Source organism: Gordonia sp. (in: high G+C Gram-positive bacteria), assembly GCF_049647785.1.
GTDB lineage: Bacteria > Actinomycetota > Actinomycetes > Mycobacteriales > Mycobacteriaceae > Gordonia.
Genome location: NZ_JBARYI010000052.1, coordinates 16,998 through 35,564, shown reverse-complemented (window position 1 = coordinate 35,564; position 18,567 = coordinate 16,998). Strand labels below are relative to the sequence as shown.

General features: G+C 64.6%; 16 protein-coding genes. 15 read left to right on the top strand and 1 reads right to left on the bottom strand.

Features of this window, described 5'->3' with window-relative positions; all coding sequences use genetic code 11:
* Positions 1-31 precede the first annotated feature (31 nt).
* From pyrR to pyrF, 7 genes are read left to right on the top strand one after another with little or no spacing between them, the layout of a single operon-like run.
* On the top strand, positions 32-595 hold the full coding sequence (gene pyrR / locus WBA38_RS08025) for a bifunctional pyr operon transcriptional regulator/uracil phosphoribosyltransferase PyrR (protein WP_424295454.1): 564 nt from the start codon (positions 32-34) through the stop codon (positions 593-595).
* Positions 592-1,617, top strand: coding sequence for an aspartate carbamoyltransferase catalytic subunit (locus tag WBA38_RS08020; RefSeq protein WP_424295455.1), 1,026 nt, complete (start codon positions 592-594; stop codon positions 1,615-1,617). Before pyrR ends, WBA38_RS08020 begins: the two co-directional genes overlap by 4 nt.
* Positions 1,617-2,930, top strand: coding sequence for a dihydroorotase (locus tag WBA38_RS08015; RefSeq protein WP_424295456.1), 1,314 nt, complete (start codon positions 1,617-1,619; stop codon positions 2,928-2,930). The genes WBA38_RS08020 and WBA38_RS08015 overlap by 1 nt, the downstream gene beginning before the upstream one ends.
* Positions 2,927-3,505 (top strand): transporter, encoded by a 579-nt coding sequence (locus WBA38_RS08010; RefSeq protein ID WP_424295458.1) that lies wholly within the window; start codon positions 2,927-2,929, stop codon positions 3,503-3,505. The genes WBA38_RS08015 and WBA38_RS08010 overlap by 4 nt, the downstream gene beginning before the upstream one ends.
* The gene (gene carA, locus WBA38_RS08005; protein ID WP_424295459.1) at positions 3,502-4,734 is read left to right on the top strand and encodes a glutamine-hydrolyzing carbamoyl-phosphate synthase small subunit; all 1,233 of its coding nucleotides are present in this window, start codon (positions 3,502-3,504) and stop codon (positions 4,732-4,734) included. Before WBA38_RS08010 ends, carA begins: the two co-directional genes overlap by 4 nt.
* Positions 4,734-8,087 (top strand): carbamoyl-phosphate synthase large subunit, encoded by a 3,354-nt coding sequence (gene carB, locus WBA38_RS08000; RefSeq protein ID WP_424322447.1) that lies wholly within the window; start codon positions 4,734-4,736, stop codon positions 8,085-8,087. Before carA ends, carB begins: the two co-directional genes overlap by 1 nt.
* On the top strand, positions 8,084-8,908 hold the full coding sequence (gene pyrF, locus WBA38_RS07995) for an orotidine-5'-phosphate decarboxylase (protein WP_424322446.1): 825 nt from the start codon (positions 8,084-8,086) through the stop codon (positions 8,906-8,908). Before carB ends, pyrF begins: the two co-directional genes overlap by 4 nt.
* Before the next feature lie 75 nt (positions 8,909-8,983).
* On the opposite strand, the gene WBA38_RS07990 is transcribed toward pyrF, so the two are convergent.
* Complete coding sequence (locus WBA38_RS07990) at positions 8,984-10,051, bottom strand: alpha/beta fold hydrolase (RefSeq protein WP_424295464.1); 1,068 nt, start codon at positions 10,049-10,051, stop codon at positions 8,984-8,986.
* Positions 10,052-10,321: 270 nt separating this feature from the next.
* On the opposite strand from WBA38_RS07990, the gene mihF reads away from it, so the two are divergent.
* The 8 genes from mihF (at position 10,322) to WBA38_RS07950 (ending at position 18,492) form a co-directional block, all read left to right on the top strand.
* Positions 10,322-10,636 carry an integration host factor, actinobacterial type gene (gene mihF / locus WBA38_RS07985; protein ID WP_006894812.1) on the top strand — a complete coding sequence of 105 codons (315 nt, stop codon included), beginning with the start codon at positions 10,322-10,324 and terminating at the stop codon, positions 10,634-10,636.
* Between the two features lie 2 nt (positions 10,637-10,638).
* Complete coding sequence (gmk, locus tag WBA38_RS07980) at positions 10,639-11,259, top strand: guanylate kinase (protein WP_424295467.1); 621 nt, start codon at positions 10,639-10,641, stop codon at positions 11,257-11,259.
* Between the two features lies 1 nt (position 11,260).
* The gene (gene rpoZ / locus WBA38_RS07975; protein WP_424322445.1) at positions 11,261-11,560 is read left to right on the top strand and encodes a DNA-directed RNA polymerase subunit omega; all 300 of its coding nucleotides are present in this window, start codon (positions 11,261-11,263) and stop codon (positions 11,558-11,560) included.
* 6 nt (positions 11,561-11,566) lie between these two features.
* Positions 11,567-12,862: a bifunctional phosphopantothenoylcysteine decarboxylase/phosphopantothenate--cysteine ligase CoaBC gene (gene coaBC / locus WBA38_RS07970; RefSeq protein ID WP_424295470.1), complete on the top strand. Its 1,296-nt coding sequence runs from the start codon at positions 11,567-11,569 to the stop codon at positions 12,860-12,862.
* Positions 12,859-14,073 (top strand): methionine adenosyltransferase, encoded by a 1,215-nt coding sequence (gene metK, locus WBA38_RS07965; RefSeq protein ID WP_424295471.1) that lies wholly within the window; start codon positions 12,859-12,861, stop codon positions 14,071-14,073. The genes coaBC and metK overlap by 4 nt, the downstream gene beginning before the upstream one ends.
* A gap of 114 nt (positions 14,074-14,187) precedes the next feature.
* Entirely contained in the window at positions 14,188-16,128 is a 1,941-nt protein-coding gene (locus WBA38_RS07960) for a primosomal protein N' (protein WP_424295473.1), read from the top strand.
* A gap of 1 nt (position 16,129) precedes the next feature.
* Positions 16,130-17,068: a methionyl-tRNA formyltransferase gene (gene fmt / locus WBA38_RS07955; RefSeq protein WP_424295475.1), complete on the top strand. Its 939-nt coding sequence runs from the start codon at positions 16,130-16,132 to the stop codon at positions 17,066-17,068.
* 2 nt (positions 17,069-17,070) lie between these two features.
* Positions 17,071-18,492 (top strand): RsmB/NOP family class I SAM-dependent RNA methyltransferase, encoded by a 1,422-nt coding sequence (locus tag WBA38_RS07950; protein WP_424322444.1) that lies wholly within the window; start codon positions 17,071-17,073, stop codon positions 18,490-18,492.
* Positions 18,493-18,567: the final 75 nt, after the last annotated feature.

Here is an 18,567-nt window from a genome sequence, read left to right as displayed (position 1 = left end):
TCCGTCCTGTGAGGCGGAGAAGGAGGTCGACTTGGCTACGCCGGTCGATGGTGCGCGCCCGCAGCGTGTGTTGCTTGACGATTCAGACGTCAGCCGCACGGTGGCCCGGATGGCGCATCAGGTTATTGAAAAGACCGCCCTGGACGGGACGGCCGCCAAACGCGTTGTGCTCATCGGAATCCCGACGCGCGGCACCTCGCTCGCTGTCCGTCTCGCCGACCGCATCGCCGAATTTTCCGGCGTCCAGGTCCCGACCGGATACCTCGATATCACCCTGTACCGCGATGACTTGCGCGCCAAGCCGCATCGCCCGCTGGAGCGGACTCTGGTCCCCGAAGGTGGCGTCGACGGTGCGCTCGTCATTCTGGTCGACGACGTTCTGTTCTCCGGCCGCACAGTTCGGGCGGCGCTCGATGCGCTTCGCGATCTGGGTCGGCCGGCTGCGGTGCAGTTGGCGGTCCTGGTTGATCGTGGCCACCGTGAACTCCCGCTCCGTGCGGACTACGTCGGTAAGAACATTCCGACCTCGCGTGAAGAAGATGTCGAAGTCCATCTCGCCGAACACGACGGTATCGACGAGGTGGTCCTTCGATGAAGCACCTGCTCTCTGCCGCGGATCTAAGCCACGACGACGCGATCGACATTCTCGACGAGGCACAACGCTTCGAGCAGGCACTCGCCGGCCGCGAGGTCCGGAAGCTGCCCACTTTGCGCGGGCGGACCGTCATCACGGTCTTCTACGAGAACTCCACCCGCACGCGCGTCTCTTTTGAGGTCGCGGCTAAGTGGATGAGCGCCGACGCAATCAACGTCAGTGCATCGAGCTCGTCGGTCAACAAAGGTGAATCGCTCCGCGACACCGCCAAAACGTTGCGCGCCCTCGGCGCCGACGCCCTGATCCTGCGCCATCCGGAGTCCGGCGCGGCCGCTCAGGTGGCTCGTTGGACCAACGACGGAAGCGACGTGACGGGGCTGCCAACCACCGGGCCGTCGGTCATCAATGCGGGCGACGGCACTCATGAGCATCCGACGCAGGCACTGCTCGACGCGTACACAATGCGTCAGCGGCTCGGTAGCCTCCAGGGCCGCCGCGTGGTGATTGTCGGCGACATCCTGCACTCGCGCGTGGCCCGATCGAACGCCCATCTTCTCGCGACGCTCGGGGCCGAAGTGGTCCTGGTGGCGCCGCCGACGTTGCTGCCTACGGGCGTGGAGACCTGGCCCGTTCGGGTCGGCACCAGCTTGGACGCCGAACTGCCCGCAGCCGACGCCGTCATGATGCTGCGCGTCCAGGCGGAGCGAATGAACGGTGGGTTCTTTCCCAGCACCCGCGAGTACGCCGTGCGGTACGGGCTGTCGAACGCGCGGATGTCGCTGATGCGCGACGACGCGGTGGTCTTGCACCCCGGACCGATGCTGCGCGGCATGGAAATTGGCTTCGGCGTTGCCGACGCCCCCCAAGCGACGGTCCTCGAACAGGTCCGAAACGGCGTCCATGTCCGCATGGCGGTTCTCTTCCGCCTGATCGCGGGTGCCGACTCGACCGATCCCGATCCTCATTCATTGACCAGCACGTCACCACACGCGTCAACTGACGAAGTCCAAGGAGAGAGCTAGTGTCCGTCACCGGTTCGGTTTTTATCACGAATGTCCGACCCTACGGTGATGATTCTCCAGTGGATGTAGCCGTCGTTGACGGCGTCATCACGGAGATCGGCGCAGGCCTGACCGCCCCCGAAGGCGCGGCGACGGTCGACGGTCGCGGGGGAGTGCTGCTGCCCGGCTTCGTGGACCTGCACACGCACCTGCGTGAGCCCGGCCGCGAAGATACCGAAACCGTAGAGTCCGGGTCCCGCGCAGCAGCGCGCGGCGGCTATACCGCCGTCTTCGCGATGGCCAACACCGCGCCCGTCGCCGACAACGCGACCATCACCGATCACGTGTGGCGACTGGGACAGGAAGTCGGCCTGGTCGACGTCCATCCGGTCGGCGCAGTCACCGTCGGATTGGCCGGCGAACAACTCGCCGAAATGGGCATGATGGCCGATGGCGTCGCCCAGGTGAAGCTCTTCAGCGACGACGGTAAATGCGTTCACGACCCGGTCATCATGAAACGGGCGCTCGAATACTCGAAGGGCCTCGGCGTCCTGATCTCCCAGCATTCGGAAGATCCTCGCCTGACTGTTGGGGCGGTCGCGCACGACGGTCCGACCGCCGCGCGTCTCGGCCTGGCGGGTTGGCCGCGGGCCGCCGAAGAATCCATCGTGGCGCGCGACGCCCTGCTCGCTCGCGATGCAGGCGCACGTGTGCACATCGCGCACGCTTCGACTGCTGGCACCGTGGAACTGCTCCGCTGGGCACGCGGTCAGGGAATCGATATCACCGCCGAAGTGACCCCGCATCACCTTTTGCTCGACGATTCGCGGCTGGAAACCTACGACGGCATCAACCGGGTGAACCCGCCACTCCGCGAAGCTACCGACAAGGTAGCTCTCCGTGCGGCGCTCGCCGAAGGCATCATCGATTGTGTTGCCACGGACCACGCGCCGCACGCCTCGCAGGAGAAGTGCTGCGAATTCTCGAAGGCCCGTCCGGGCATGCTCGGCTTGGAGACCGCCGTCTCGATCATTGTGGACACGATGGTGAATCCGGGTCTGCTCGACTGGCGCGGGGTGGCGCGAGTGATGAGCGAGCGGCCAGCGCAGATCGTCGGCCTGGACGACCAGGGCCGCCCGATCGCCGTCGGTGAGCCTGCGAACCTGACGATCATCGACCCCGACGGCGAGTGGGTTGTCCGCGGCGGTGACCTCGCCAGCAAGTCTGATAACACTCCCTACGAGGAAATGGTGTTGCCGGGAACCGTGCGGGCCACCGTCTTGCGTGGGCGCATCACCGCGCAGCGCGCTGCCGGAAACGGGGACTGGGCATGAACAACAACTTCCTCTACTACGTGATGATCACGATCATTGCGTTAGGCGTGTGGCTGATCCTGGTGGCGTTGGTGTTGCGTGGATGGCGCAATCGTGGACGTCGCCAGGAAGCCGAAGTCGGCCACTTCCCGACCGTGCCCGACGATTTGGGCGAACGCCTCCGCGGCCCGCACACCGGCCTCTATGTGGGGAGCACGCTGGCACCGAGTTGGCAGAACCGGATCGCGGTCGGTGACTACGGCGACCGCGCAACCGCTGAGCTTTCGGCCTACCCGGCAGGGTTGCTCTTGGCCCGCAACGGCGCCAGCGACATCTGGATTCCCGAGGAGTCGATCGTCGCGGTACGCACCGAGCGAGGCCTCGCGGGCAAGGCGATGAGCCGCGACGGGGTCCTCGTGATCCGTTGGACCCTTCCGTCCGGCACGCAGGTCGATTCGGGTCTGCGCGCCGACGATAAGACGGTGTACCCGGAGTGGGTGGCCGCCTACGACGAGATCACCGAGAAAGCTTTCCGCGAGCTCGAAGAAGCGGATGAAGAACACAAAACTAGCACCGAGAAGAAGGACGAAAAATGAGTAAAGCGGTGATAGTGCTGGAGAACGGCCAGGTGTTCACCGGGCAGGCATTTGGTGCCACCGGCGCGACCTTGGGCGAGGCAGTCTTTTGCACGGCCATGACCGGCTACCAGGAGACGCTGACCGACCCGAGTTACCACCGGCAGATCGTGGTGTCGACCGCCCCGCAGATCGGTAACACCGGCTGGAACACGGAAGACAGCGAGAGTCGTCTCGGGAAGCGTTCGGAAGTTCGCTGGGTCCCCGGAACTACGAGTGATGGCACCTACAAGAAGTGGTCCGCCGACTTCATTGACCGCCGCGACCCGGGCAAGATCTGGGTTGCCGGCTATGTGGTCCGCAACCCAACCCGACGAGTCTCCAACTGGCGTGCGAGCTCTGCGCTTGAAGACGAACTGATCAACCAGAACGTTGTCAGCATCGCCGGGGTCGACACCCGCGCCCTCGTGCGCGTTCTCCGCGACTCCGGTGCCATGCGTGCAGGCATCTTCTCCGGCGATGCCCTCGGCAGCGTTGACGAGATGGTCGAAACCGTTCGCTCGCAGCCTTCCATGGCGGGTGCCGATCTGGCCGCACAGGTCAGTACCGCCGAGCCGTACATCGTTGAGGCTGCCGGCGGCACACCGCGCTTTAAGGTCGCCGCCCTCGATCTCGGTATCAAGGCCAACACTCCGCGAATGCTCGCCGCGCGCGGCGTCGAGGTGCACGTGCTGCCCAGCAACGCTACCTACGCCGACGTTCGCGCTGTCGGTGCCGACGGCTTCTTCCTGTCGAACGGCCCGGGCGACCCGGCGACCGCCGACGCCGCCGTCGCGCTGACCAGCGAAGTGATCGACGCGGGCTTGCCGACCTTCGGCATCTGCTTCGGTAACCAGATCATGGGTCGCGCTTTCGGTCGCAGCACCTACAAACTCAAGTTTGGTCACCGCGGCATCAACATCCCGGTCATGGACACGGCCACCGGTCGCGTCGCGATCACCTCGCAGAACCACGGCTTCGCCCTCGAAGGTGAAGCGGGCGAAGAGTTCGATACCGACCTCGGTCGCGCTCGTGTCTCGCACGTGTGCGCCAACGACGGTGTCGTCGAAGGCGTGGAACTGATGTCCGGCAAAGCCTTCTCGGTGCAGTACCACCCCGAAGCCGCCTCGGGGCCGCACGATGCCGCCAACCTCTTCGACAAGTTCGTCAACGTCATGGAGACCTCCGCTTCGGAAGGAGCACGCTCGTAATGCCACGTCGTACCGACATTTCCCATGTCCTGGTCATCGGGTCCGGCCCGATTGTCATCGGACAGGCCTGCGAATTCGACTACTCGGGCACCCAGGCGTGCCGCGTGCTGCGCTCGGAAGGCTTGCGCGTCTCGCTGGTCAACTCCAATCCGGCGACCATCATGACCGACCCGGAATTCGCCGACGCCACCTACGTCGAGCCGATTACTCCGGCGTACATCGAGAAGGTCATCGAGACCGAAGCCGCCGCCGGGCACCCGATCGACGCGGTCCTCGCCACCCTCGGCGGCCAGACCGCCCTCAACGCGGCGGTCGGACTGCACGAACAGGGCATCCTCGCCAGGCACAACATTGAACTCATCGGTGCCGACTTCGACGCCATCCAGCGCGGTGAAGACCGTCAGATGTTCAAGGACATCGTGACGAAGGTCGGTGGCGAGAGCGCGCGCTCGGCCGTCTGCCACACCATGGAGGAAGTCCACGCGACGGTTGCCGATCTGGGCTATCCGGTGGTGGTCCGCCCGTCGTTCACCATGGGTGGCCTCGGCTCCGGTCTGGCGTACGACGAGGCTGACCTCGACCGCATTGCCGGTGGCGGCCTCGCCGCCTCGCCGACCGCGAACGTGCTGATCGAGGAATCGATCCTCGGTTGGAAGGAGTTCGAGCTGGAACTGATGCGCGACAACAAAGACAACGTTGTCGTCATCTGCTCCATCGAGAACGTCGATCCAGTTGGCGTGCACACCGGTGACTCGATCACCGTCGCCCCGGCGATGACCTTGACCGACCGCGAGTTCCAGGTGATGCGTGATCTGTCGATCGCCATCATTCGCGAAGTGGGCGTCGATACCGGTGGCTGCAACATCCAGTTCGCCCAGGATCCCACCGACGGTCGTCTGATCGTGATCGAGATGAATCCGCGTGTGTCGCGGTCGTCGGCGCTGGCGTCGAAGGCCACCGGCTACCCAATCGCCAAGATGGCCGCAAAGTTGGCCATCGGCTACTCGCTCGACGAGATCATGAACGACATCACCAAGGTCACGCCCGCAGCGTTCGAGCCGGCTCTGGACTACGTCGTCGTCAAGGCCCCGCGTTTCGCGTTCGAGAAGTTCCCGGGTGCCGATGACACGCTCACGACGACCATGAAGTCGGTTGGCGAGGCCATGAGCCTGGGCCGCAGTTACGCCGAAGCCTTCGGCAAGGTGATGCGGTCGTTGGAGACGAAGGCCGCCGGTTTCTGGACCGAGGCTGATCGCCCCGACCCGGCCACCGTCAACATCGATGAACTCCTCGCTGAGGTCAAGGTGCCGCGCGACGGTCGGATGTACCAGATCATGCTGCTGCTTGAAGCCGGTGCCACGATTGAACAGATCTACGAGGCCACCGGCATTGACCCGTGGTTCCTCGCCGAGATGGCCGCGGTCGCCGACATCGGCCACGCCGTCCGGGATGCCGAGGTGCTCGACGATGAACTGCTTCGCGTGGCGAAGAGCAACGGACTGTCGGACCGCCAGATTGCGGCGCTGCGTGCGGCGGGCGGCGACGAAACGCTCGCTGACGAGGACTCGGTCCGCGAGTTCCGAACAGGTATGGGCGTGCGCCCGGTCTACAAGACCGTCGACACCTGCGCGGCCGAGTTCGAGGCCAAGACGCCGTACCACTACAGCACCTATGAACTCGATCCGGCAGCCACCAGCGAAGTGGCCCCGCAGACCGAGCGCCCGAAGATCCTGATTCTAGGTTCGGGACCGAACCGCATCGGACAGGGCATCGAATTCGACTACTCGTGCGTGCATGCGGCCATGACGCTGTCGGAAGCCGGGTATGAGACCGTCATGGTGAACTGCAACCCGGAAACTGTCTCGACGGACTACGACACCGCCGACCGTCTCTACTTTGAGCCGTTGACCTTCGAGGATGTTCTCGAAGTCTTCCACGCGGAATCGCAGTCGGGCACCGTCGCCGGCGTTATCGTCCAGCTTGGTGGACAGACCCCGCTTGGCTTGGCCGCACGGCTGGAAGCTGCTGGCGTCCCGATCGTCGGTACCAGTCCGGCAGCAATCGACCTCGCCGAGGACCGTGGTGAGTTCGGCAAGGTGCTCATGGAGGCCAACCTCCCGGCACCGAAGTTTGGCACCGCAACCACCTTTGAAGGTGCGCGCGATATCGCCGCAGGCATTGGTTACCCGGTCCTGGTTCGACCGTCGTATGTCCTCGGTGGCCGCGGTATGCAAATCGTGTACGACGAGGAGTCGCTCCAGACGTACATTGCGAACTCGACTGAGATCTCCGACGACCGGCCGGTGCTGGTTGACCGATTCTTGGAGAGTGCTGTCGAAATCGACGTTGACGCCCTGTACGACGGCACCGACATCTACATCGGTGGCGTCATGGAGCACATCGAAGAGGCCGGGATCCACTCCGGCGACTCCGCCTGTGCGCTGCCGCCGATCACCCTCGGTGCCGACGTTATCGAGCGCGTGCGCGTCTCCACGGCTGCCCTGGCAAAGGGGCTCGGTGTTCGCGGCCTGATGAACGTGCAGTATGCCCTGGCCAATGACGAGCTGTATGTGCTGGAAGCGAACCCGCGTGCGAGTCGCACCGTGCCATTCGTCTCCAAGGCGACCGCCGTCCAGTTGGCGAAGGCCTGTGCCCGCGTGATGGTCGGTATGTCTATCGCCGAACTGCGCACCCAGGGCATCCTGCCATCCGAGGGCGACGGTTCTACCGTGAACGAGAAGGCGCCGATTGCGGTCAAGGAAGCGGTGTTGCCTTTCAATCGGTTCCGTCGCATCGACGGCGGCGGTGTGGATTCACTGCTGAGCCCGGAAATGAAGTCGACGGGCGAAGTCATGGGTCTCGACGCCGACTTCGGTCGCGCCTTCTCCAAGTCGCAGGAAGGTGCCGGGGGAGCGTTGCCTCGCTCGGGCACGATCTTCGTGTCGGTCGCCGACCGCGATAAGGCGTCGATCATCTTCCCGATCAAGCGTCTCGCCGACCTCGGCTTCACTGTCCTGGCAACCGGTGGCACCGCAGAGGTGTTGCGTCGCAACGGTATTGAGGTCCAGACGGTACGCAAGTATTTCGAGGCCAAGGAAGGCGAGCGCACCGTGATCGATGCGATCGCCGCACGCGAAGTAGACCTCATCATCAATACCCCGTTCGGTACCGCCGGTCCGCGCGTGGATGGCTATGAGATCCGCGAGGCCGCAATCTCCGCGACCGTGCCGTTTATCACCACGGTGCAGGGTGCCGGTGCCGCTGTTCAGGGCATCGAAGCCGCGATCGGTTCGACGATGAGTGTGCGGTCGCTGCAGCGGTGGCACGCCGATATGGCATCGGGCCGCAAGTGAGCGACCCGGGATTCGGCACACCCTACCGTCTCGCGGTGGCTGAGCGGGGACGGCTGTGCGCGGGGATTGACCCGCACGCGGCTCTCCTTGAACAGTGGGGCCTGCCGGTCAGCATCGATGGCCTACGAGCCTTCGCTGATGCCTGCGTGGAAGGGCTAGCGACAACGGCTGCGGTCATTAAGCCGCAGGTCGCGTTCTTTGAGGTCTTCGGGTCCGCTGGTTTTGCGGTCCTCGAAGACGTCATCGCCCGCTGCCGGGAGGGGGGCGCGATTGTCCTTGCTGACGCCAAACGCGGCGATATCGGTTCGACGATGGCCGCGTACACCGCGGCCTGGCTCGACGATGCCTCGCCGCTGTGCTCGGATGCGGTAACGGTGTCGCCGTACCTGGGGTTCGGGGCGCTTGACCCGGCCGTCACGAAGGCCCGGGAAACCGGCCGCGGAGTGTTCGCGCTGGCACGTACCTCGAATCCGGAGGGACGCGACCTGCAGATGGCCGACGCCGGCGGTCGTAGCGTTGCACAGTCGATCGTCGACGCGGCGGCCGCAGTGAATGCTGACGGCTCCGGAACGGTAGGCGTCGTGGTCGGGGCCACCCGCGAGCACGGGTTGGACTTGTCCGCGCTAGCGGGACCAATCCTGTCTCCCGGGTTGGGTGCACAGGGTGCTACCGCAGCCGATCTGGCCGCGATTTTTGCTGGCTCGGATCTGTCGTGGGTGCTGCCTGCGGCGAGTCGCAGTATTCTCCGGGCGGGACCCGATCCCACCGCACTTGCGGCCGCTGTTGAGACCACCCGCGATGAGATTGAAGCTGCGCTCTAACGCTAACGCTTGACCCCCAAACACCGCCGCCCGTGACCACTATCCGGTCACGGGCGGCGGCGTAACGGCTTCTCGCTACATCGATGAGATCTTGTCACGGAACGCAGCGATAGCGGGCCACGTTTCACCTTCGGCGACGGCACCGGTCAGGAGCCCCAAATGACTCGTCTCGACGGTATGGAACTCGGTGTGCACCGACTCGCTGAAGAGCTCAAGGCCGTGCTCTGCGGCCCCGTGACTGACGATCGCGTCGCGGTGTGAGCCGACCATGAAGATGGGTGCGGTAATCGACTTCAAGTCGACCGTGATGCCATCGAAATGCACAGTGCCCTGGGCGATCTCGTCACGCACGATCAAGTTCACCAGCATCTGTTCGCTCGCCCTACCGGGGTAGCCCGGGAGCGACCCCTGGAACCGGTCAATCACCTGCATGCGCATCAGGGCTTCCTCGTTGTTGAGGTTCTGCAGAATATACTGCGGCTTCTTCAATTCGCGGTCCCACGACGTCGCACGGTAGGCGAGTCGGACGGCAAACGACGGGATGCCGCCAAGGGCGCGGATCGCATACGTCAGCGGACGCCCATCGGTCGGTGCGAGCAGTTTCTTCACCAGGGGATAGGGCTCAATCTTTTGATAGTTCAGGGGAGTCCCGACGGTGATCACTGACCGAATCGGAAGGTCACGCTGGGCGCCTGCCGTCAGCAGCGAGAGTGTGCCGCCGAGGCTCCAGCCCATCAGATCCACCGAGTCCGAGCCTGCGCGGAAATCGTCGACAACCTCGGCAATTGCCCGCGGCACGATGGTGTCGAAGTAGTCCTCGAAACCCATGTTGCGATCGCCATAGCCGACATCGCCGAAGTCAATGACGTAGGGCACGGTCCCGATACCGAGCAGGAATTCCACCACGGAGTTCGCCGGGTCGACGCCAGATGCCAAGTCATAGCAGCGGGCGGGTACCGCCAGCGGCGGCACGAGCAGCACCGGGACCTGCCCGGCATCGCGGGCGGCCTGCAACTGGCTGGCCGACCCGTAGCGCGACAACCGCGCGTGGGGGCGACTGGAGAGTTCAATGCGCTCAGTCGTTTCCGACGGTGCCAGGTCATTCGTCAACACGCGCGCCAGTGTTCGCAGGTCATTCAGCATGGAGCAAAACGCTACCTTGCCACCCGGCGTTGGCAGTAAACGCATGACCTCGGTCGGACCCAATCGAAGGCGCGCCGGGGGTATTCGACCGACATCATCCGTGCAACGGGTACGGTTTGTGCTGGTCCGCTTGCATGGGACTCGGTGTTGAGCGCTACGCTGGACCCGATTCGCTCGTACGGGCTTCGCGCCCCGAGGCGGAAATACACGAGACGTTCGTATAGCGTCCCGTGGACAAACCGAACTGTACAAACGAAAGACGGAGGAACCGTGGCTCTTCCCCAGTTGACCGATGAGCAGCGCGCAGCAGCACTCGAGAAGGCTGCCGCCGCTCGCCGTGTGCGCGCCGAGTTGAAGAACCGCCTCAAGAGTGGCGGAACCAACCTGCAGCAGGTGCTCGCCGACGCCGAGAACGACGAGATCCTCGGCAAGATGAAGGTCTCCGCGCTCCTCGAGGCTCTGCCGAAGGTTGGCAAGGTCAAGGCGCAGGAAATCATGACCGAGTTGGAGATCGCGCCGACCCGTCGCGTCCGCGGCTTGGGTGACCGCCAGCGCAAGGCACTGCTCGAAAAGTTCAGCTCCTGAGCGTGACTCGGGAACAAACCCGACGGAGGGGCCGACTAGTCGTACTGGTCGGCCCCTCGGCCGTCGGAAAGTCGACGGTTGTTGCGCGCTTACGTGAACTACTCCCAAACCTGTGGTTCAGCGTTTCGGCAACGACCCGCGATCCGCGACCCGGAGAGGTCGACGGACGTGATTACCGCTTTGTGAGCCGCGCCGAGTTTGACGCGATGATCGATGCCGGTCAGCTGCTTGAGTGGGCCGATATCCACGGCGGCCTGCAGCGTTCGGGCACCCCAGCGCAACCGGTCCGCGATGCCCTCGACGCCGGACTGCCGGCTTTGCTCGAGGTGGATGTCGTGGGCTGTCGCAACGTTGTAGAAGCGATGCCCGAAGCGGTGACCGTGTTCCTAGCCCCACCAAGTTGGGATGTTTTGGTGGAGAGACTGACGGGACGAGGCACCGAATCCCGGGAGGCAATCGAGCGCCGACTGGAGACCGCGCGAGCTGAAATGGCCGCGCAGGGGGAGTTCCAACACGTCGTAGTTAATGACGATGTCGACGGGGCGGCCCAACAGTTGGTAAACTTGCTGGTTGGGCCAGCACTGCAAGACCAAGACCAGGCCAAAACTGCGCAGGAGATGTGAGTTGAGTACTCAGACCGAGACCGTATCGAACGACGTTGTGGACGAGGCGGTCTACGACACACCTCTGGGTATCACCAACCCGCCCATCGATGAGCTGCTGGAACGCGCCTCGTCGAAGTACGCACTGGTGATCTTCGCCGCTAAGCGTGCGCGCCAGATCAACGACTACTACAACCAGCTCGCTGAGGGCATCCTTGAGTACGTCGGTCCCCTCGTTGAGCCGGGTGTCCAGGAGAAGCCGTTGTCGATCGCGATGCGTGAGATCCATTCGGACCTCCTTGAGCACACCGAAGGCGAATAGGCACCGGTGTCCAAAGCGCACATCCTGATCGGTGTGGGCGGCGGTATTGCCGCATACAAGGTGTGCTCGGTAATTCGGCACTACAAAGAAGCCGGCCACGATGTTCGCGTCATGCCTACCAAGGCGGCGTTGAACTTTGTTGGTGCGGCCACCTTTGAGGCGCTGTCGGGCAACCCGGTCAGCACCGACGTCTTCGACGATGTCGATCAAGTTGCCCACGTGGCACTTGGTCGACAAGCCGATTTGGTGATTATTGCCCCGGCAACCGCCGATCTGATGGCTCGTGCCGCTGCTGGCCGCGCCGACGACCTGCTGACCGCGTCATTGTTGACGGTCAGCTGCCCGGTGGTCTTCGTCCCCGCGATGCACACCGAAATGTGGGAGCACCCGGCGACGGTCGCGAACGTGGCGACCCTCCGAGAACGCGGCGTGACCGTGATGACGCCGGCGTCGGGCCGGTTGACCGGGTCCGACACCGGAGCTGGCCGCATGCCCGAGCCGTCGGAGATCGCCGCCATCGGTGACCTCCTGCTCGACCGCGCCGACGCACTCCCATACGACCTGCATGGTGTCCGGATGCTTATCAGTGCCGGCGGCACACGCGAGGCTCTCGATCCAGTCCGCTACCTCGGCAATCACAGTTCGGGTAAGCAGGGCTACGCCCTCGCCCGGGCTGCGGCCCAGCGCGGGGCTACCGTCACCCTCGTTTCGGGTGCGACCAGCAATCCCGGTCAGCCTGCCGCCGTCGACATAGTCAACATCGACTCGGCGCGCGAACTGGAAGCGGAAATGACCCAGCGTGCGCCCGAAGCCGATGTGGTCATCATGGCTGCCGCCGTCGCCGACTTTCGGCCGGTGTCGGTAGCCGGGGCCAAGATCAAAAAGAAGGGCTCAGATGGGCCCGCACCGATCGAACTCGACACCAACCCCGACATTCTGGCTGGACTGGTCCGCGGCCGTGCCGACGGTGCTATCCCGGAAAAGACCATCATTGTCGGCTTTGCTGCCGAGACGGGCGACGCTGACGGCGGGGTACTCGATCATGGCCGAGCAAAACTCCGCCGAAAGGGTTGTGACCTGCTTGTCGTTAACGCCGTCGGTGGCGGCAAGGCGTTCGGCACCGAGGACAACACCGGTTGGCTGTTAACCGCTGACGGACACGAGACCGGTCTACCTTTTGGCTCAAAAACCTTGATGGCGAGCAGAATTCTTGACGAAGTAGCTTCTCTCGTGCCAGATGTAACAGCAACAGAAACCGCTGCAACGCAATCGCGTGCCGACTACCCCGAGAGGAACCGATGAGCGCATCCGCGTCCCGGCTATTTACGAGCGAATCTGTCACAGAGGGGCACCCCGACAAGATTTGTGATGCGATTAGCGACTCGATCCTTGACGCGATGCTCGCCAAAGATCCGAAGGCCAAGGTTGCCGTCGAGACCCTCGTTACCACCGGCCAGGTGCACGTGGCGGGCGAGGTCAGTACCTCCGCCTACGTCGATATCCCGACAATCGTGCGCGACCGCATCCTCGAAATCGGTTATGACTCCTCAACCAAGGGTTTCGATGGTGCATCGTGCGGCGTCAACATCGCCATTGGTGCGCAGTCTCCGGAGATCGCCCAGGGCTTGACTGAGTCGCATGAGGCTCGCACCGGCGGCGTCGAAGACGACATCGACCAGCAGGGTGCAGGCGATCAAGGCCTCATGTTCGGCTATGCCAGCGCAGAAACGCCCGAACTGATGCCACTGCCGATCGCGTTGGCTCATCGCCTGTCACGCCGACTCACCGAGGTTCGTAAGAACGGCGACCTGCCGTACCTGCGTCCGGACGGCAAGACTCAGGTCACAATCGAGTACGCCGGCGACATCCCGGTTCGTCTCGATACCGTTGTCATTTCGACCCAGCACGCCGCTGATATCGGGATCGACACCATGCTGGCCCCTGATATTCGTGCCAACGTTCTTGAACCGGTGTTCGCAGACCTGGATCTGCCGGTACCGCTCGATACCAGCAACCCGCGTCTGCTGGTCAACCCGACGGGCAGTTTTGTCCTGGGCGGACCCATGGGCGATGCAGGCCTCACCGGTCGCAAGATCATCGTCGATACCTACGGCGGCATGGCTCGCCACGGTGGTGGCGCATTCTCGGGTAAGGATCCGTCAAAGGTTGACCGCAGTGCGGCGTACGCGATGCGCTGGGTGGCGAAGAACGCGGTTGCCGCGGGTCTTGCCGACCGCATCGAGGTGCAGGTTGCCTATGCGATTGGTAAGGCGGCACCGGTGGGCCTGTTCGTCGAAACTTTCGGAACCGAAAAGGTCGACCCCGGCACCATCCAGAAGGCCATTTCCGAGGTCTTCGACCTGCGCCCGGGTGCCATTATCCGTGACCTGAATCTGCTGCAGCCGATCTACGCGCAGACCGCCGCCTACGGCCACTTCGGTCGTACCGACATCGACCTGCCGTGGGAGCGCACCGGGCGTGTCGACATGCTGCGGTCGGCAGCCGGTCTGTAATCGGCGGCTAGCAATCGCTCTGGAATCGTCATAGCTGAGGATTCGTCGGCCCCGAAGCCGGCGCGCAATCAACGGGTCGCTGCCTCGCAGCGGCCCGTTGCTCGCGTTCTACCCATGCTGGGGTTGGCTCACCTGGATCGACCTTTCGACTACCTCGTCGACACCAAATTTGACGCCGACGCGCAGCCTGGGGTGCGGGTGCGCGTGCGGTTCGCCGGTCGGCTCGTCGACGGCTTTCTGTTGGAACGGCGTGAGCGGAGCGAGCACCAGGGCAAGCTCTCGTGGCTTGACCGCGTTGTTTCACCCGAGCGGGTATTGACCGCTGAGCTCGCCGAACTCTGCCGCAGCGTGGCCGACCGCTACGCCGGGACCATGCCCGACGTACTGCGGTTGGCGATCCCGCCGCGTCACGCCCGCGTTGAAAAAGAGGCCGCGAACTGCAACGTTCCGCGTCCGATCGAAGTCCCACCGCAAGACGGTTGGGCCGCCTACGATGCGGGCCGTGACTTTATTGAGGCGACGGTCGACGGGGGACACCCCCATGCCGCCTGGCAAGCGTTGCCGGGTGAAGACATCGCGGCCAGGTTGGCCGAACTCGCTGCCGAGGTGGCGGCCGCGGGCCGTGGCGTGGTGATTGTCGTACCCGATCAGCGCGATTTGGACCGAGTGGAAGCGGCCTGCGCCGAATTGCTCGGTGACTACTGTGTGACGCTGGCTGCGGGTTTGGGACCCACCGCCCGTTACCGACGTTGGTTGTCGGTGCTGCGGGGACAGGCACGGGTCGTGATCGGCACGCGAAGTGCGATCTTTGCGCCCGTCGTGGATGTCGGTCTGATTGTTGTCTTCGACGACGGCGACGACAGCCTCAACGAGCCGAGATCGCCGTATCCGCATCCGCGCGAGGTCGGTGTACTGCGCGCGCACGCGGCCGGTGCCGCCCTGATGGTCGGCGGTCATTCGAGAACTGCGGAGGCGCAGGCTCTCGTCGAATCCGGGTGGGCTTTTAATATCACCGCACCGCGTGCCGCCATTCGTGCAGCCATGCCGCAAATCGATGGATTGTCTGACGAAGACCGTCGCGTGGCTGGCGATCCACTCGCGCGGTCGGCCCGGATCCCGGACCTGGCGTTCGATGCGGCCCGCCGCGCGTTAGCCGCTGACCTCCCCGTCCTGTTCAGCGTGCCGCGACGCGGTTATCTGCCCTCGGTGGCGTGCGACCGGTGCCGCACCCATGCACGCTGCCGTGCCTGCAACGGCCCGATCCTAATGAACGACCGCGGTGACCTTGCCTGCCGCTGGTGCGCCCGACCGGAAAGTCGGTTCATTTGCCCGGTCTGCGCCGGAACACGAGTGCGCGCCTTGATGATTGGTGATCGTCGGACCGCGGAAGAGTTGGGGCGGGCGTTCCGGAACACGCCGGTTGTCACCTCGTCCGGCGACAAGATCGTCAACGAGATTCCGGCGGGGTCGCGCGTAGTAATCGCCACACCGGGGGCGGCGCCACGCGCGCCGGACGGCTACGGCGCAGCCATTTTCCTGGACACCTGGGCGCAACTTGATCGCGAAGACCTGCGTGCCGCAGAAGAAGCCGTGCGGGCCTGGATGGCAGTGGCCACCCTCGTCCGTCCCCGCTCCGAGGGTGGGCGAGTGGTGATCGTCGCCGAGGCCACCAAAGCTCCGGTTCAGGCCCTGATTCGCTGGGATCCGGTGGGATTCGCCGCACGCGAAGTGAGCCAGCGACTAGAACTCGGTTTCCCGCCTGCCGTGACCATGGCGTCGATTGACGGACCTCCCGACGCTGTCGCCAATTTCCTCGAACTGTTAGAACTGCCACCCGAAGCCGAGGCCCTCGGTCCCGTCCCACTTCCGGCTGGCGTCCGACGCCCCGCCGGATTGGCCGAGTCGGGACCGGCCGACCGCATGCTGCTGCGGACTCCGCGCAGCGCCGGCCGGGAGTTGGCCCAAGCACTACGTGCGGCGCAAGCCTTGCGAAATGCGCGGCACGACGACACCGCGGGCATCCGCGTCCAAGTTGATCCCCCTACGATTGGTTGACATGAGGCTGGTATTTGCCGGAACGCCCGATGTGGCAGTACCGACATTGCAGGAATTGATCGACTCACCCGACCACGAAGTGGTTGGTGTCATTACCCGACCCGATACGACCGCCGGCCGCGGCCGGAAGGTCGTGCGGTCGGAGGTCGGCGTGCTCGCAGATGCGCACGGGCTTGAGGTCATCACTCCGCGAAAGATGGGTGATCCGGAAGTCGCGGAAGCGCTGGCGCGCTGGAACGCGGACCTCGGGGTCGTTGTTGCCTACGGCGGGCTCATCCCGCAGGCCGTGCTTGACATGCTTCCGCACGGTTGGGTCAACCTGCACTTTTCGGTGCTCCCCGCGTGGCGCGGTGCGGCTCCCGTCCAGGCGGCGATCGCCGCCGGTGATGAGATCACCGGGGCCAGCATTTTTGCACTCGAAGCAGGCCTCGACACGGGGCCGGTTTACGGCACCTTGACCGAACGTATTCGTGCCACCGATACCTCAGGCGACCTGCTCGCGCGTCTGGCAGTATCCGGTGCCGGCCTGGCGCGCGCCGTCATCGACGGCATTGCCGCTGGCGAGTTGATACCGGTACCGCAGGACGTCGAAGGCATTTCGCACGCCGCGAAGATCACGACCGACGACGCTCGTGTGCGATGGGATCTGCCATCACACATCATCGACCGCACGGTCCGGGCACACACGCCAGCACCCGGTGCATGGACCACCCTCGGCGACGCCCGCATCAAGCTGGGACCGGTCACGCCGGTCGACGGACAGGAAATCCCCGGCGACCTTTCCACGGGCACCCTCGCCGTGACGAAGAAGGCCGTATTTGTGGGAACTGCTTCCGGTGCCGTGCGGCTCAGTACCGTGCAGGCACCCGGTAAGAAATCAATGAACGCCGCCGACTGGGCGCGCGGTAGCCACCTCGACGGAACGGAACAGTTCGGATGAATATGCGAGATTCACGGGGCGGTCAGCGGCGCGATAGTGGTCGACGAGGCGACGACGCCAAGTATCGGAACAAGGACAACGACCCCGCGCGGACGGCGGCACGCGATGTCTTGCGCGCCGTCCGCGAGAGGGACGCGTACGCCAACCTGCTGCTGCCGAAAACGCTCCGGGAACGCCAGATCACCGGCCGTGACGCGGCCCTGGCCACTGAACTTACCTACGGCACCGCGCGGTCGCAGGGGTTGCTCGACGCCGTGATCTCTTCGGCCGCGGGGCGTCCAGCATCGGAAATCGACGGCACTTTGCTGGACGTCCTCCGATTGGGTACTTACCAGTTGTTGCGGACCCGGATCGGTTCGCATGCGGCCGTCTCGACCTCGGTCGATATGGCGCGCAGCGAGAACGGTATCGGCCCTTCCAGGTTTGTTAACGCGGTGCTGCGGAAGGTCAGCCAGCGTGACGAACAGATGTGGATCAACGAACTCGCCCCGTCGATGATGGATGACCGCGTCGGCTATCTGTCCTTCACCTACGCTCACCCGCGGTGGATCGGCGAGGTGTTTTACCGGGCACTCGACGGATCCGTGGGGGAACTTCAGGCTGCGCTGGCCGCCGACGACGAACGCCCGATCGTGCACCTGGTGGCCCGCCCCGGACAGATCACCGCCGAGGAGCTCGCCCTGGTCAGCGGGGGAGAAGAAGGTCGATACTCGCCGTACGCCGTGTACCTGCCGGAGGGCGATCCGGGGAAGCTCGACGCGGTCCGCGAGGGCTTCGCCGGTGTCCAAGATGAGGGCAGTCAGCTCGTTGCGCTCGTCCTGAGTCGCGCCGAGGTCGCCGACGATGCGGGCCGATGGCTCGACCTCTGCGCCGGACCCGGCGGTAAGGCCGCGCTACTGGGGTCCCTGGCCGATTTGGACGGGGCACATCTCGACGCCGTCGAGATTTCCGAGCATCGTGCCGGGCTCATCGAAAACGTCGTCGACGGACTGCCCGTCACCGTGCACGTTGCCGACGGTCGTGATTCGGGCCTGGAGCCTGGATTCGACCGCATCCTCGTCGACGCACCCTGCTCTGGTTTAGGTTCGTTGCGGCGCCGTCCCGAAGCGCGCTGGCGGCGTAAGCCCTCCGACGTGCCTTCGTTGGTGACACTGCAGACAGAACTCCTCACCGAGGCGCTTCGTCTGGTCCGTCCCGGTGGCGTTGTCGTCTATTCGACGTGCTCGCCGCATCCCGACGAGACCACCGGAGTTCTCGAAGCAGTGCTGGCGCAGGTTGGCGGTATCTCTCAGGTCGATGCCCGCCCGTTGGTGGCGGGGGGCTACTTCGACGGCGACTCCTTGGGCGCGGGTCCGACGGTGCAGTTGTGGCCGCACCGCCAAGACACCGACGCCATGTTCGTCGCCGTCCTGCGCAAGGACTAGACGAAACATTTGCGTTCGCGTACCTCGTTGGTCTTCGCGCCCGCCTAGACGGAGCGAAGACCAACGAAGTACGCG